Here is a 15,119-nt window from a genome sequence, read left to right as displayed (position 1 = left end):
CCCACACGAACGAGCACGGCCAATATATTGATGGACAACGACAGGCTTTCTGCGGTTCCGTTAGTTTCCTGCCTGAATTTTAAGCAGGACCAGTCCGGCAGCCCACGCATGACTGGAAAGGGCTGTCAAGACTGGCGCATCCGGCGGGTTTGCGTATCATTGCCCGTCTGACTCACGCTCATCGTCCCTGATATCCGCACCATGCTGCCTTCGATCGAACAACGCCTCGCCCAAGAACTGTCCGCCAAACCGGCCCAGGTGGCTGCCGCCGTCGCCCTCCTCGACGAGGGTGCAACGGTCCCCTTCATCGCCCGCTACCGCAAGGAAGCCACCGGCGGCCTGGACGACATCCAGCTGCGCCTGCTGGAAGAACGCCTGCGCTACCTGCGCGAACTCGAAGAGCGCCGCGCCGCGGTGATCGCCTCGATCACGGAACAGAACAAGATGACGCCGGAGCTGCTCGAGGCCATCGCCCACGCGGAAGACAAGACCCGCCTCGAAGACCTCTACCTGCCCTATAAGCAGAAGCGCCGCACCAAGGCCCAGATCGCGATCGAGGCCGGGTTGGCGCCGCTGGCCGATTCGCTGCTGGCCGACCCGGCGCAGACGCCGGAAGAAGTGGCCGCACGCTATATCCGCGACGCCTTCACGAATGCCGACGGCGTGAACAACCCGGGCGTGCCGGACACCAAGGCGGCGCTGGACGGCGCGCGCCAGATCCTGATGGAGCGCTTTGCCGAAGACGCGGAATTGCTGCAGTCGCTCCGCGAATACGTGCAGGATCACGGCGTGGTCGAATCGAAGGTGGTCGAGGGCAAGCAGGAAGAAGGCGAGAAGTTTGCCGACTACTTCGATTATTCCGAGCCGCTGTCCAGCGTGCCCTCGCACCGCGCGCTGGCGCTGATGCGCGGCCGCCGCGAAGGCATCCTGGACGTGACCCTGCGCCTCGACACCGAAGAGGAAAAGCCGAAGTGGGACGCCCCGCTGAACCCCTGCGAAAACCGGATCGCGGCGCGCTTCGGCATCAAGGGCGCGGGACGCCCGGCCGACAAATGGCTGCTCGACACCGCGCGCTGGACCTGGCGCGTGAAGAGCTTCATGTACATCGAGACGGAACTGATGGGCGCCTTGCGCGACAAGGCGGAGCTGGATGCGATCCAGGTCTTCGCGCGCAACCTGAAAGCCCTGCTGCTGGCGGCGCCGGCCGGCCCGCGCGCCACCATGGGCCTGGACCCGGGCCTGCGCACCGGCGTGAAGGTGGCCGTGGTCGACCCGACCGGCAAGGTGGTCGACACCGCCACCATCTACCCGCACGCGCCGCGCAACGACTGGGACGGCGCGCTGCACGTGCTGGGCAAGCTGGCGGCGAAGCACAATGTGTCGCTGATCTCGATCGGCAACGGCACCGCCTCGCGCGAGACCGATAAGCTGGCCCAGGACCTGATCAAGCAGAATCCCGAGCTCAAGCTCACGAAGATCGTGGTGTCCGAGGCAGGCGCCTCGGTGTATTCGGCTTCGGAATTCGCTTCGCGCGAACTGCCGGACCTCGATGTCTCGATCCGCGGCGCGGTGTCGATCGCACGCCGCCTGCAGGACCCGCTGGCGGAACTCGTCAAAATCGACCCGAAGAGCATCGGCGTCGGCCAGTACCAGCACGACGTCTCGCAGACCCAGCTCGCGCGCCAGCTCGACGCCGTGGTCGAGGATTGCGTGAATGCCGTCGGCGTGGACGTCAACACGGCCTCGGCGCCGCTGCTGGCGCGCGTGTCGGGCTTGTCGAGCAGCGTGGCGCAGAGCATCGTCACCTACCGCGACATGAAGGGCGCGTTTGCCTCGCGCGCGGCGCTGAAGAACGTGCCGCGCCTGGGCGACAAGACCTTCGAGCAGGCGGCCGGCTTCCTGCGCGTCATGAACGGCGATAACCCGCTGGACGCCTCGGCGGTGCACCCGGAGTCGTATCCGGTTGTGGAAAAAATCCTGGCCGACATCAAGCGCGACATCAAGACCGTGATCGGCGACGGCTCGCTGGTCAAAACCCTGAACCCGGCCAAGTACGCGGACGAGAAATTCGGCGTGCCGACCGTCAGCGACATCCTGAAGGAACTGGAAAAGCCGGGCCGCGACCCGCGTCCGGAATTCACCACCGCCACGTTCAAAGAAGGCGTGGAAGAAATTGCGGACCTGCGCCCGGACATGATCCTGGAAGGCGTGGTGACCAACGTCGCCGCTTTCGGGGCTTTTGTGGACATCGGCGTGCACCAGGATGGCCTGGTGCACATCTCGGCGCTGTCGAATACCTTCGTCAAGGATCCGCACACGGTGGTGAAGGCCGGCCAGGTGGTGAAGGTCAAGGTGCTGGAAGTCGACGTCAAGCGCAAGCGCATCGCGCTGACCATGCGCCTGTCGGATTCGGCGCCGCAGGCGGGTTCGCAGCCGCAGCAGCGCGGCGACCGTGACGACCGCAAGCGCATGGGTCAGCAGCAGCAGCGCCAGGAACGTGCGGCGCCGGCGGCGGGCGGTGCGATGGCGGCGGCGTTTGCCAAGCTGAAGAAGTAGTAGGGTGGGCACACCGTGCCCACGCGAACGCTGGCATAACGCGAACGTACGCGTGGGCACGGGGTGCCCACCCTACCCCCGTTCAGGTTTTCTTATAAAATGCCGCCATCACCCAAATTTCACCCCGAAGGCAAAACCAAATGAGCGACGTACAAAACTGGATCAAAGAGACCGTGACCAAGACGCCGGTCGTGCTGTTCATGAAGGGCACCGCCCAGTTCCCGCAATGCGGCTTTTCCGGCCGTGCGATCCAAATCCTGAAGGCTTGCGGCGTCGATAACATCGCCACCGTGAACGTGCTCGAAGATGCGGAAGTCCGCCAGGGCATCAAGGAATTCTCGAACTGGCCGACCATCCCGCAGCTGTACGTGAACGGCGAATTCGTCGGCGGCTCGGACATCATGACGGAAATGTACGAATCCGGCGAACTGCAAGCCCTGATCAACAAGCAGCAGAATGGCTGACCCACGGCCGCGCCGTATCGTCGTTGCCATCACCGGCGCGACCGGCGCGGTCTACGGCGTGCGGCTGCTCGAGCGGCTGCGCGCCATTCCCGGCGTCGAGACCCACCTGGTCATTTCCGACGCCGCTACCCTCACCCTGCATCAGGAAGTCGGCCTGCAAAGGCGCGACGTGGAAGCGCTCGCCCACGTGGTGCACAAGAATCGCGAGATCGGCGCCTCGATCGCCAGCGGCTCGTTCCAGACCGACGGCATGGTGATCGCGCCCTGTTCGATGAAGACCCTGGCGGCGGTCGCCCATGGCATCTCGGATAATTTGATCGCACGCGCGGCCGACGTGATCCTGAAGGAACGCCGGCGCCTGGTGCTGATGGTGCGGGAGACGCCGTTCAACCTGGCGCACCTGCGCAATATGACGTCCGTCACCGAGATGGGCGGCATCGTGTTCCCGCCGCTGCCGAGCTTTTATAACAAGCCGGGCAGCATAGACGAGATGGTCGACCACACGGTGGCCCGCGTTATCGACCTGCTGGGGATCGAGAACGATCTCGCGCCGCGCTGGGGCGGCATGTAGAGCGCGCTTTAATCAGCGCGGCTCCCCGTACCTTTCCTGCTCTTCTTTCCTTGCTTCTCGTGCGTCTTCGATTTTCCTGCGTTGCTCGTTCCGCTTACGCATGATTTCTGCGTGTTGCGCCGCTGTCATCGGCGGCGCGGTCATGAGGTCTTTCAACTGCGCGGTACTGCTGTAGTTATTAATCATGAGGGCACTGCATCCTTATATGACCGATAACATTGAGGGCGACACATGCTGATTATGCGCGAGACTCGGCCATTTGTGCCGTCCCGTTGAACAAAAATTGCAGCTAGGAATAAAAATGACAACGGCCCGGCCAGGAGAGCGTCTCCGGGCCGGGCCGTTCTTCTATGGACAGGAATTACTTCGGCTGGTGGTTCATGCGCACCAGCATGCGGATGAACTCGCGCGCCAGCTGCTTGTGATGCTCGTCCAGGCGCTGCAGGTCGGCGATCAGCTTGACGTCGGCCGATTCGAAACGCGCCGAGGTGTCGGCGGACTCGCCGTTGGCCGGGGCATTCTCGGAACCGCCGAAGCGCAGCCAGTCGGCCGGCACGCCCAGCCACTGGGCGATCATGCGCAGCTTTTCCTGGGTCGGAATGGCTTCGCCAACCAGCCATTTGCGGGCGGCGTGGACCGTGATCGGGCGGCCTTCGAAACGAATGTTAAATTCGCGCGCCAGCCGTGTCGGGCTGTCCGGCGAGTAGTGGGCATTCTTCAGCGCTTGCTGTAAACGCTCGCTGAAGCTCTCACGCTCGTTGGTCGAATTCATCGGGGGTACTAGTGGTTCATGCAGGGCTGTCATGGTTTCTCCATGGTTCAGACCTTATGTAAAGCGGGAAAGTCTGAAAGTAACAAACATGTGAGTATTGACCGATTCTCACAGTGCTGTCCAGCAATTATCGTGCTTTCAGGTAAGAGAATAGGTAAGTGTGAAAAATATCCTACAGGAAAAAGAAAACGTTTGCTTGCGGAAATTCAGTCGTGTAAACGAAAACGGGCAACCACAAGGATTGCCCACAGGAATTCCCGACAGCCGAAAGCGGCTGAAATCAGCTTAATTGAAAGCGAATAATGCCGTCGGCGCCGGTTACACGCGTGAGGATACCGCTGTACCAGAGCGTATGCAGGTGAGCCAGCGCTTCGCCGACTGCAAAGCTGAGCTGGTGGGCGTCCAGTTGGCGCCGGAACATCAGCGGGACAATGTCAACTGCGGAGCGCGGTTCGGTGCAGGCGGCGCGGACTTCTTCCAGCCGCGCAACGTGGTGTGCGCGCAACTGTTCGATGCGCACGTGCAGGCCGCGGAAGGGTTTACCGTGCGACGGCAGTACCAGGGTGTCGTCCGGCAGGCCGGCAAACTTGTCCAGCGAGCCGAGATATTGTGCGAGCGGATCGCCTTCCGGCTCGACCGCGAACACCGACACATTGGTGGAAATGCGCGGCAGCACCATGTCGCCGGAGATCAGGATCCTACCCTCCTCCGCATACAGCGACACGTGCTCGGGCGAATGACCAAAGCCCGTGATCACGCGCCATTCGCGGCCGCCGATCTGCACCCGCTGGCTATCCTGCAGCCGGGTATAGGCGGACGGCACGGCCGGCACCAGGGACGGGTAATAATTACGGCGGCCCTGCATCTGCTCGAGCATGCCCGGATCGACCAGGCCGTGGCGCTGGAAATGCGGGATCGCCGAGGGCCCGTCGACGCCAGGCAGTGCGGCCGCCATCATGCGCGCAAAGCCGAACTCTGCGGCACTGGTCCAGAACGGCGCCTTGAAACGCTCGCACAGCCAGCCGGACAGGCCGACATGGTCCGGGTGGCAGTGGGTGGCGAACACGCGCAACAGCGCCTGGCCGCCCATCGCTCCTTCGAACAATTGCTCCCACGCGGCACGGGTGGCGTCGGTGCTGGCGCCGCAATCGACCAGCGCCAGCCCTTCCCTGCCCTCGACCCGGTCGTCCATCAGCCACAGGTTGATGTGGTCGAGGGCGAAGGGCAGCGGCATGCGCAGCCAGCGCAGGCCGGGAGCGATGCCGTGCACGGTGCCGATGGGCGGGATGGTGTCGCCGAAGGGATAGCTGAGCTGGGATTCGAGTGGGTTCATGCCGAGAATCTTTCGTAACAGGACGGCGCCGCAGGCTACAATGCAATCAACATTGACGTTGACGTTGACGTAAACGGAAACAGAGGCGCAGACTGCGATTCTATGTGATTTTCGACCATGCAGAATAATATGGGCACTACCTACACCATCGCCGAACTGGCGCGCGAATTCGACATCACCGCCCGCGCCATCCGCTTCTACGAAGACCAGGGCCTGCTGAGCCCGATGCGCGAGGGCCAGGGCGGCCGCAACCGCGTCTACACCCCGCGCGACCGCACGCGCCTGAAACTGACCCTGCGCGGCAAGCGCCTGGGCCTGACGCTGTCCGAGATCAAAAGCATCGTCGACATGTACGAGTCGCCCAAGGACACGGTGGCCCAGATCGACCGCTTCCTCGGCGTCCTGGCGCACCAGCGCGATACGCTCGAGCAGCAGCGGGCAGACATCGAGATGTCGCTGGCCGAGATCGCCGTCCACGAGGAAGAATGCCGGCGCCTGCTGGCGGATGCAGCCCCGGACGATACCCAGCGCGACGCAGCCTGACGAAACAAGGCCACGGTTTTCGATCAATCGTCCGCGCTGTACTGGTACGCCAGTTGGCGTGCCTACCCCACGTTTGCATGGATTGCGAGTGCCGTCCGGTCGCTCAGGGTATTGCGCTGGCCGGGCCGGCATCGCGAGCTGTGCAGTCTTGACATCTACCGGCGCTACATCGCCACCGGAGGCAACCATGACATCTTCCACCACCTGAGTCACCGGCATTATCTGTCCCGCCACCTGCGCCCCGCCCAGCGCGTCGCCTGCATTCTCGACCACTACCATTTCGAGAACGCCGCATTCGACGACGACTACAAACGCAAGGTCTACCGCGGCCGCGGCCTGCGCCTGTGGCAGCATGCTGCCGGCGTACACCTTTGTTCGATATGGCTGAGGGCAGGCCAGTCCTATCTCGGTGAAGGCGACCTGGACCTGGTCTTGTATCTTGGCGAAGAACTCTTGCACCGGATCGGTTTCAGCTGGGTCAAAGCCAGCATCGCCGGCCTGCGACCAGCCGTCGTCCCCTTCATCGCGCGTAACCAGGGCCGCTGGCGCGACGACAAAACCGATGCGTTGTACGCGGCATTCGCCGCGGCCTTTCCTCACAATTCACCCGCGTATTTCTGTGCCTCAGCCATGCACGGACTGGCGCTGGGCGTGGCGGCGCCGCAGCTGCTGTGCGTCCGGAGCGAACTGGCGCCCTCCTTCCGGCCCGGAGCCGGCGACGGGCTGGCGGCCGCCTATGACCAATTCTGGGATGCATTCGGCGGCGCCAGGCCCGGCGCTGGGGTGCACGTGATCCCGGTCCCCTTCCAGTTCAAGGACCTCGCCGAGCTGGCAAACAAGCATCGCAAGCGCGCCGCCACCCGCCGTGCATACTGGAACGGGATCGGCGAGGCGGCACGGTCGACCTTGCAGCAATACCTTGTCTCGCCAGAACGAACAACACAGGATGTCGCTTGACGTTTACGTTAACGTCACTCCGCGCTATCATCCCGTTTAGCCATTCCAGCCATTCCAGCCATAACGACACACGAGACAACGAGAGGACGACATGCTGCATCTTCCAGGCTTGACCTTTGACCACGGCGAAGACATCGCCGCGCTGCGCGAAGCAGTACAACAGTTCGCGGCCAGCGAGATCGCGCCGCGCGCTGCCGAGATCGACCGTACCGACCAGTTCCCGATGGACCTGTGGAAGAAGATGGGCGAACTGGGCCTGCTGGGCATCACCGTCGGCGAGGAATACGGCGGCGCCAACATGGGCTACCTGGCCCACATCGTCGCGATGGAAGAGATCTCGCGCGCTTCGGCCTCGGTTGGCCTGTCGTATGGCGCCCACTCGAACCTGTGCGTCAACCAGATCAAGCGCAACGGCAGCGAAGAACAAAAACAGAAATACCTGCCCAAGCTGATCTCGGGCGAGCACGTCGGCGCACTGGCCATGTCCGAGCCGAACGCCGGCTCCGACGTCGTCAGCATGAAGCTGCGCGCCGAGCTGAAGGGCGACCGCTACGTCCTGAACGGCACCAAGATGTGGATCACCAACGGCCCGGACGCCGACACTCTGGTCGTCTACGCCAAGACCGACATCGAAGCCGGCCCGCGCGGCATGACCGCCTTCCTGATCGAAAAAGGTTTCAAAGGCTTCTCGATCGCGCAGAAGCTGGACAAGCTGGGCATGCGCGGCTCGCACACCGGTGAGCTGGTGTTCCAGGATTGCGAAGTGCCGGTCGAGAACGTGCTGGGCGGCGTGGGTAAAGGCGTCAACGTGCTGATGTCGGGCCTGGACTTCGAGCGCACCGTGCTGTCCGGCGGCCCGCTGGGCATCATGTCGGCCTGCATGGACGTGGTCGTCCCCTACATCCACGAGCGCAAGCAGTTCGGCCAGGCCATCGGCGAGTTCCAGCTCATGCAGGGCAAGATCGCCGACATGTATTCGACCATGATGGCTTGCCGCGCCTACGTCTACGCGGTCGGCCAGGCCTGCGACCGCGCCGACAACGCCGCCGCCGTGCGTGCGCTGCGCAAGGACGCCGCCGGCGCCATCCTGTACAGCGCCGAGAAGGCCACCTGGATGGCAGGCGAAGCGATCCAGACCCTGGGCGGCAATGGTTATATCAACGAGTATCCGGTCGGTCGTCTCTGGCGCGATGCGAAGCTCTACGAAATCGGCGCAGGTACCAGCGAGATCCGCCGCATGCTGATCGGCCGCGAGCTGTTCGGCGAAACCGCGTAACTCCTTCAAGGCGAGAGCGGAGAGGAGACGCGGGCTGGCGATAGAGCTGTAAAAGCCGCCGCCAGCCCGCAACCCGATTACAAGCCAAAACCGCAGCATTACAATAGCCGCCCACCTTACACCGCGCGACAGACACCGATGACACAGGCAAGTTTCCCCAAACTGCTCTCGTCGCAGATCGCCTTCGACATCGCGCGGACCATCCTGGACGGCTTCGACCGCCACTACTCGCTGTTCCGCCAGGCCAGCCAGGCGGCCAAGGGCCATTTCGAGAACGCCGACTGGGCCACCGCCCAGCGCGCCGCGCGCGAGCGCATCGATTTCTACGACAGGCGCGTGAAGGAATGCGTGCAGGCCCTCGAGGACGAATACGCGCCCGAAGAGTTCAAGGACGGGACCTGGCGCGAGACCAAGCTCCATTACATCGGCCTGCTCACTGGCCACAAGCGCCCGGAACTGGCCGAGAGCTTTTTCAATTCCGTCAGCTGCCGGCTGCTGCACCGCAGTTACTACCGCAACGAGTTCATCTTCGTGCGCCCGGCCGTCTCGACCGAGTACATCGAGACCGACGAATTGCAGCCGACCTACCGCGTGTACTATCCGGCGGCGGACGGCCTGCGCTTTGCGCTTCGCCGCATCGTCACCAACTTCCAGCTGGCCTGTCCGTTCGCCGATCTCGATCGCGACGTCGCCCTGGTCGAGCAGCGCATGGTCGACCAGTTCGGGCTGAACAAGGCGGAGCCGAACCAGCAGTTGCAGGTGCTCTCCAGCCTCTTCTTCCGCAACAAGGGGGCGTACATTGTCGGCCGCGCCATCAACGGCGCGCGCGAATATCCCTTCGTGGTGCCGGTCCTGCACGGCCGCGATGGACAGCTTGCGCTCGACACCGTGCTCACCGAGCCGGACCAGGTGCTGACCCTGTTCTCGTTCACGCGCGCCTACTTCATGGTCGACATGGAAGTCCCATCGAGCTATGTGCAGTTCCTGCGCAGCCTGATGCCCAGGAAGCCGAAAAGCGAGATCTACACTGTGCTCGGCCTGCAGAAACAGGGCAAGACCCTGTTCTACCGCGACTTCCTGCAGCACCTGAAGCACAGCTCGGACGAGTTCCGCATCGCCCCCGGCATTCCCGGCCTGGTGATGCTGGTGTTCGAGCTGCCGTCCTTCCCCTACGTGTTCAAGGTGATCAAGGACTGGTATCCGCCGCCCAAGGACACCACGCGCGCGCAGATCAAGGAAAAATACCTGCTGGTGAAGCACCACGACCGCGTGGGCCGCATGGCCGATACCCTCGAGTACTCGGACGTGGCCTTCCCGCTGGCGCGCTTCTCGGACAAATTGCTCGAGCAGCTGCGCCGCGACGCCCCCTCGCTGCTCGAGGTCGAAGGCGACCGCATCGTCATCAAGCACCTGTACATCGAGCGCCGCATGCTGCCGCTGAACCTGGCCTTGCAGGACGCCGAGCGCAGCGGCGACCAGGCGCGCCTCGAACATGGCGTGATCGAATACGGCAATGCGATCCGCGATCTGGTGGCCGCGAATATCTTCCCCGGCGATATGCTGTACAAGAATTTCGGCCTCACCCGCCAGGGCCGCGTCGTGTTCTACGACTACGACGAGATCGAGTACCTCACCGACTGCCAGTTCCGCGACATCCCTGCCCCGCGCAACGAGGAGGACGAGATGGCGGCCGAGCCCTGGTACCCGATCGGCAAACACGACGTCTTCCCCGAGCAGTTCGAGCGCTTCCTCCTTGGGAATCCGAAGATCCGCACCATCTTCATGCAGCACCACGCCGAACTGCTGACGCGCGCCTGGTGGCAGTCGCACAAGGAGCGCATCCAGGCAGGCATCGTCGAGGACGTGTTCCCGTATCCGCAGCAGATCCGTTTTAACAAGACCAACCCGGCGGCCAGTCCGCAACCTTCCTTTTTGGAGCACACACAATGAATGATCCAGTCGTTATCGTCGGCGCAGCCCGTACCCCGATGGGCGCCTTCCAGGGCGATTTCTCCTCGAAGACCGCAAGCGATCTGGGCGCAGTGGCCATCAAGGCCGCCGTCGAACGCGCCGGCGTCGATCCGCAAAAGGTCGAACACGTCTACTTCGGTAACTGCCTGATGGCCGGCCAGGGCCAGGCCCCGGCGCGCCAGGCGCTGATCAAGGCCGGCCTGCCGATGTCCACCGGCGCCGTGACCCTTTCCAAGATGTGCGGCTCGGCGATGCAGGCCGCGATCTTCGGCTACGACGCCCTGGCGGCCGGCAGCGCCGACGTGATCGTCGCCGGCGGCATGGAGTCGATGACCAACGCCCCCTACCTGATCCCGAAAGCACGCGGCGGCTACCGCATCGGCCACGCGCCGATGTTCGACCACATGATGCTGGACGGCCTCGAAGACGCCTACTCGCGCAACGAGAAGACCGGCGAAGGCCGTTCGATGGGCACCTTCGCCGAAGAGTGCGTGGCCACCTACCAGTTCTCGCGCGAAGACCAGGACAACTTCGCGATCGAATCCGTCAAGCGCGCGCAAGCCGCCAACGCCGACGGCAGCTTCGCATGGGAAGTCGCGCCGGTCACCGTCGCCAACCGCCTGGGCGAGCAGATCATCGAAAAGGATGAAGGCCCGCTGAAGGCCAAGGTCGACAAGATCCCGTCGCTGCGTCCGGCATTCAAGAAGGACGGCACCGTGACCGCCGCCTCGTCCTCGTCGATCAACGACGGCGCCGCCGCACTGGTCATGATGCGCGAGTCGACCGCGAAGGAACTGGGCCTGACCCCGATCGCCCGCATCGTCGGCCACGCCACCCACGCGCAGGAACCGAACCTGTTCACCACCGCGCCGATCGGCTCGATGCAGAAGCTGTTCAAGAAGACCGGCTGGAAGGCCAGCGACGTCGACCTCTTCGAGATCAACGAAGCCTTCGCCGCGGTGCCGATGGCCGCCATGCGCGACCTCGACATCCCGCACAGCAAGGTCAACATCCACGGCGGCGCCTGCGCGCTGGGCCACCCGATCGGCGCTTCGGGCGCACGCATCATCGTCACCCTGCTGGGCGCGCTGAAGAAGACCGGCGGCAAGCGCGGCGTGGCGTCGCTGTGCATCGGCGGCGGTGAGGCGACTGCGATGGCGATCGAGATGGTGTAAATGTAGGGTGGGCACACCGTGCCCACGTTCGGCGTTTGCGTGGGCACGGTGTGCCCACCCTACGCTATGCTGGCGGTTTCGAACATTCCTCCAAGGAGAAGTCCCATGTCCACCGCACTCATCATCGGCGCTTCGCGCGGCATCGGCCACGAAATGGTCCGCCAGTACCGCGCCGACGGCTGGCGCGTGATCGCCACCGCCCGCAAGCCGGAAGATTGCGAGGAACTGCGCCAACTGGGCGCCGAGGCGCATCAGCTCGACGTGACCGATCCGGAAGCGATCGGCGGCCTGGGCTGGAAACTGGACGACGAGAAGATCGACCACGCCTGGCTGGTGGCCGGGGTCTACGGACCGCGCCATGACGGCTTCCCGACCCAGCAGGAATTCGACGAGGTCATGCACACCAACGTGCTGGCGGCGATGCGCCTGCTGCCCATCGTCGGCCCGCTGGTGGCGAATGCGCGCGGCAAACTCGCGGTGCTCTCCTCGCGCATGGGCTCGATCGGCGAACGCACCAGTACCTCGGGCTCGCTGTACCGCGCCAGCAAGGCCGCGCTGAACTCGGTGCTGAAGGATGCCGCGCTGAGCTTCGGGCCGCAGGGCGTCACCTGCCTGAGCTTCCACCCGGGCTGGGTGCAGACCGACATGGGCGGCGCCGGCGCTGCGCTCAGCGTCGAAGAAAGCGTGCGCACGCTGCGCGCGACCCTGGCGGGCGCCAACCGCTCGCAGAACGGCGCCTTCCTGAATCACGACGGCACGCCCATCGCGTGGTGAGCCGTTACTGAATAACGATAACGACACACGAGACAAGATGATCTTAAGCGAAGAACACCAGATGATCCGCGACGCCCTCCGCAGCTTTTCGCAGGAGCGCCTCGCGCCGCAAGCTGCGCGCTGGGACCGCGAACAGCATTTCCCGAAGGACGAGCTGAAGGAACTGGCCCAGCTGGGTGCCTTCGGCGTGGCGGTGCCGGAACAGTACGGCGGCGCGGGCCTCGACTACGTGTCGCTGGCCCTGGTGCTGGAAGAGATCGCGGCCGGGGACGGCGGCACCTCGACCATCATCTCGGTGAACAACTGCCCGGTATGCTCGATCGCGATGATGTACGCGAACGAGGCGCAAAAGGAAAAGTGGCTGCGCCCGCTGGCGCAAGGCGAGATGCTGGGCGCCTTCGCCCTCACCGAACCGCACACCGGCAGCGATGCCGCCGCGCTGCGCACCACCGCCGTGCGTGACGGCGACCATTACGTCATCAACGGCACCAAGCAGTTCATCACCAGCGGCAAGAACGGCGACGTCGCCATCGTCATGGCGGTCACCGACAAGGCCGCCGGCAAGAAAGGCATCAGCGCCTTCTGGGTGCCGACGAATACGCCCGGCTACATCGTTGCCGGCATCGAGCACAAGATGGGCCAGCACTCGTCGGACACGGCGCAGATCGTGTTCGAGAACTGCCGCATCCCGCCTGAAAACCTGATCGGCGAAGAGGGACAAGGCTACAAGATCGCCCTGTCCGGCCTCGAGGGCGGCCGCATCGGCATCGCCTCGCAATCGGTCGGCATGGCGCGCGCCGCCTTCGAGGCGGCGCTGGCCTATGCCAAGGAGCGCGAGAGCTTCGGCACCCCCATCTTCGACCACCAGGCCGTGCAGTTCCGCCTGGCCGAGATGGCGATGCAGATCGAAGCCGCGCGCCAGCTGATCCTGCACGCGGCATCGATGAAGGACGCGGGCCTGCCCTGCCTGAAGGAAGCGGCGATGGCCAAGCTGTTCGCTTCCGAGATGGCCGAGAAGGTCGTGTCGAGCGCGATGCAGGTGTTCGGCGGCTACGGCTACGTGGCCGACTTCCCGGTCGAGCGCATCTACCGCGACGTGCGCGTGTGCCAGATTTATGAGGGCACCAGCGACATCCAGAAGATCCTGATCGCGCGCGCATTGTGAAGATCCGGCCGGCGGATGCGGCCGATCTGCCGGCCTTCTTCATCTACCTCGACGACCATCTGCGCGACAACGGCCGCGATGGCGCGCCGCTGTTCCAGCCTTTGTCACGCGCGCAGTCGCAGCTGCCGCCGGGTTTGAAAGTGTCTTTCATCGAGGGCATGGCGATTCCGGTTGGCGAAGCACGCTGGCGTCGTTTGTGGCTGGCGCTGGATGTGCGCGGGTCGATTGCCGGCCACGTCGATTTGCGCGGGCGGCCGGAACCCGGCGCGCGGCACCGCGCGATGCTGGGGATGGGCGTGCATCGGGCTTACCGGCGCCGCGGTTTGGGCGCTCAGCTTTTGAGCACCTCGGTCGATTGGGCGCGTGCCGAGGCTGGGCTGAAGTGGATTGACCTCGAGGTGCTGTCCGAGAATCGGCCGGCCGTCGCGCTCTACCTGCGTTCAGGGTTCACGATGACGGCGCGGATCGAGGACATGCTGGAGATCGATGGGGTGAGCCATGATCTCAGCTACATGAGTTATCACCTGCGGTAGTTCAGAAGCCCTCCAACACAATCTTCCCCTGCGCCGTATTCGACTCGATCAGCGCATGCGCCCGCCGCAGATTCTCCGCATTGATACGCCCGAAGTTCTCGTTGGCCGTCGTCCGGATCGTCCCCGCATCCACCAGCTCCGCCAGACGGTTCAGGATGTTGTGCTGTTCGATCATGTCCGGCGTGTTGAACAGCGAGCGCGTAAACATCAGCTCCCAGTGCAGAGAAATCGCCTTGCGCTTGAACTTCATGATGTCGAGCGGCGTGGTCGGATCGTCGATCAGGCTGTACTTGCCCTGCGGTGCAATGGCTTCGACTACCTGGTCGAAGTGAAGGTCGCTGTGAGTCAGGCTGGTCACGTATTCCGGCGCAGGCAGCCCGGCGGCGGCGATTTCCGCGGCCAGCGGCTTGCTGTGGTCGATCACGTGATGCGCGCCGAGCTCGCGCACCCATTCACGCGTCTCGGCACGCGAAGCGGTGCCGATGATGGTCAGCTGCGTCAGCTGGCGCGCCAGCTGCACCAGGATCGAGCCGACGCCGCCGGCCGCGCCGATCACCAGCAGGGTCTTGCCCTTGCCTTCGGGACCGGTCGGCACCTGCAGGCGGTCGAACAGCATCTCCCAGGCCGTCAGGCCGGTCAGCGGCAGCGCCGCAGCGGGGCCGAAGTCCAGCGAGGCCGGCATGCGGCCGACGATGCGCTCGTCGACGAGCTGCAGCTCGCTGTTGCTGCCGGCGCGGGCGATCGAGCCGGCGTACCAGATGCGGTCGCCCGGCTTGAACAGGGTCACGTCCGGGCCGACTGCTTTCACGATGCCGGTAGCATCCCAGCCCAGTACCTTCCATTGTCCCGATTCCGGCTTGGCGCTTTTTCTCACCTTGGTGTCGACCGGGTTGACGGATACGGCGCGCACCTCGACCAGCAGGTCGTGGCCCTCGGCGACAGGGTCGGGCAGTGTGATGTCGACCAGCGATTCGGCCTGGGCGATAGGGAGGGGGTTCTGGTATCCGACGGCTTTCATGTTGAAACTCC

At 64.3% G+C, this 15,119-nt stretch carries 15 protein-coding genes; 11 read left to right on the top strand and 4 right to left on the bottom strand.

The window, feature by feature from the left end:
• The first annotated feature begins 201 nt into the window (after positions 1 to 201).
• The 3 genes from AC07PE_RS17820 to AC07PE_RS17810 all read left to right on the top strand — a co-directional run bounded on the left by AC07PE_RS17820 (position 202) and on the right by AC07PE_RS17810 (position 3,591).
• Positions 202 to 2,556: a Tex family protein gene (locus tag AC07PE_RS17820; RefSeq protein WP_498766831.1), complete on the top strand. Its 2,355-nt coding sequence runs from the start codon at positions 202 to 204 to the stop codon at positions 2,554 to 2,556.
• A 140-nt stretch (positions 2,557 to 2,696) separates the two neighbouring features.
• Positions 2,697 to 3,020: a Grx4 family monothiol glutaredoxin gene (gene grxD / locus AC07PE_RS17815; protein WP_498766829.1), complete on the top strand. Its 324-nt coding sequence runs from the start codon at positions 2,697 to 2,699 to the stop codon at positions 3,018 to 3,020.
• Complete coding sequence (locus AC07PE_RS17810; protein WP_498766827.1) at positions 3,013 to 3,591, top strand: UbiX family flavin prenyltransferase; 579 nt, start codon at positions 3,013 to 3,015, stop codon at positions 3,589 to 3,591. Before grxD ends, AC07PE_RS17810 begins: the two co-directional genes overlap by 8 nt.
• A gap of 12 nt (positions 3,592 to 3,603) precedes the next feature.
• On the opposite strand, the gene AC07PE_RS17805 is transcribed toward AC07PE_RS17810, so the two are convergent.
• The 3 genes from AC07PE_RS17805 to AC07PE_RS17795 all read right to left on the bottom strand — a co-directional run bounded on the left by AC07PE_RS17805 (position 3,604) and on the right by AC07PE_RS17795 (position 5,696).
• Complete coding sequence (locus tag AC07PE_RS17805) at positions 3,604 to 3,777, bottom strand: hypothetical protein (protein WP_498766825.1); 174 nt, start codon at positions 3,775 to 3,777, stop codon at positions 3,604 to 3,606.
• A 175-nt stretch (positions 3,778 to 3,952) separates the two neighbouring features.
• The gene (locus AC07PE_RS17800) at positions 3,953 to 4,396 is read right to left on the bottom strand and encodes a hypothetical protein (protein WP_498766823.1); all 444 of its coding nucleotides are present in this window, start codon (positions 4,394 to 4,396) and stop codon (positions 3,953 to 3,955) included.
• Positions 4,397 to 4,643: 247 nt separating this feature from the next.
• Entirely contained in the window at positions 4,644 to 5,696 is a 1,053-nt protein-coding gene (locus AC07PE_RS17795; protein ID WP_498766821.1) for an MBL fold metallo-hydrolase, read from the bottom strand.
• A 129-nt stretch (positions 5,697 to 5,825) separates the two neighbouring features.
• On the opposite strand from AC07PE_RS17795, the gene AC07PE_RS17790 reads away from it, so the two are divergent.
• From AC07PE_RS17790 to AC07PE_RS17755, 8 genes are all read left to right on the top strand, one after another.
• Positions 5,826 to 6,239 carry a MerR family transcriptional regulator gene (locus AC07PE_RS17790; RefSeq protein WP_498766819.1) on the top strand — a complete coding sequence of 138 codons (414 nt, stop codon included), beginning with the start codon at positions 5,826 to 5,828 and terminating at the stop codon, positions 6,237 to 6,239.
• 111 nt (positions 6,240 to 6,350) lie between these two features.
• Positions 6,351 to 7,196 (top strand): DUF535 family protein, encoded by an 846-nt coding sequence (locus tag AC07PE_RS17785; RefSeq protein ID WP_498766817.1) that lies wholly within the window; start codon positions 6,351 to 6,353, stop codon positions 7,194 to 7,196.
• Between the two features lie 91 nt (positions 7,197 to 7,287).
• Positions 7,288 to 8,472 (top strand): isovaleryl-CoA dehydrogenase, encoded by a 1,185-nt coding sequence (locus AC07PE_RS17780; protein WP_498766815.1) that lies wholly within the window; start codon positions 7,288 to 7,290, stop codon positions 8,470 to 8,472.
• A 138-nt stretch (positions 8,473 to 8,610) separates the two neighbouring features.
• Positions 8,611 to 10,422: a bifunctional isocitrate dehydrogenase kinase/phosphatase gene (gene aceK, locus AC07PE_RS17775; protein WP_498766813.1), complete on the top strand. Its 1,812-nt coding sequence runs from the start codon at positions 8,611 to 8,613 to the stop codon at positions 10,420 to 10,422.
• Positions 10,419 to 11,618 carry an acetyl-CoA C-acyltransferase gene (locus AC07PE_RS17770; protein WP_498766811.1) on the top strand — a complete coding sequence of 400 codons (1,200 nt, stop codon included), beginning with the start codon at positions 10,419 to 10,421 and terminating at the stop codon, positions 11,616 to 11,618. Before aceK ends, AC07PE_RS17770 begins: the two co-directional genes overlap by 4 nt.
• Positions 11,619 to 11,723: 105 nt before the next feature.
• Positions 11,724 to 12,392 carry an SDR family oxidoreductase gene (locus AC07PE_RS17765; RefSeq protein WP_498766809.1) on the top strand — a complete coding sequence of 223 codons (669 nt, stop codon included), beginning with the start codon at positions 11,724 to 11,726 and terminating at the stop codon, positions 12,390 to 12,392.
• A gap of 37 nt (positions 12,393 to 12,429) precedes the next feature.
• Positions 12,430 to 13,557 carry an acyl-CoA dehydrogenase family protein gene (locus AC07PE_RS17760; RefSeq protein WP_498766807.1) on the top strand — a complete coding sequence of 376 codons (1,128 nt, stop codon included), beginning with the start codon at positions 12,430 to 12,432 and terminating at the stop codon, positions 13,555 to 13,557.
• Positions 13,554 to 14,090, top strand: coding sequence for a GNAT family N-acetyltransferase (locus AC07PE_RS17755; RefSeq protein WP_498766805.1), 537 nt, complete (start codon positions 13,554 to 13,556; stop codon positions 14,088 to 14,090). The genes AC07PE_RS17760 and AC07PE_RS17755 overlap by 4 nt, the downstream gene beginning before the upstream one ends.
• Before the next feature lies 1 nt (position 14,091).
• Here the strand turns inward: AC07PE_RS17755 and AC07PE_RS17750 are convergent, their stop codons facing one another.
• A complete protein-coding gene (locus AC07PE_RS17750) occupies positions 14,092 to 15,108 on the bottom strand; it encodes a zinc-binding alcohol dehydrogenase family protein (protein ID WP_498766803.1) in 1,017 nt (338 codons plus the stop codon).
• Between the last annotated feature and the right edge of the window lie 11 nt (positions 15,109 to 15,119).

The sequence above is a fragment of the Telluria sp. GW821-FHT07G12 genome (assembly GCF_059418525.1).
The sequence above is the reverse complement of the archived record's forward strand: the minus strand, read 5'-3'. Positions and strand labels throughout refer to the sequence as shown.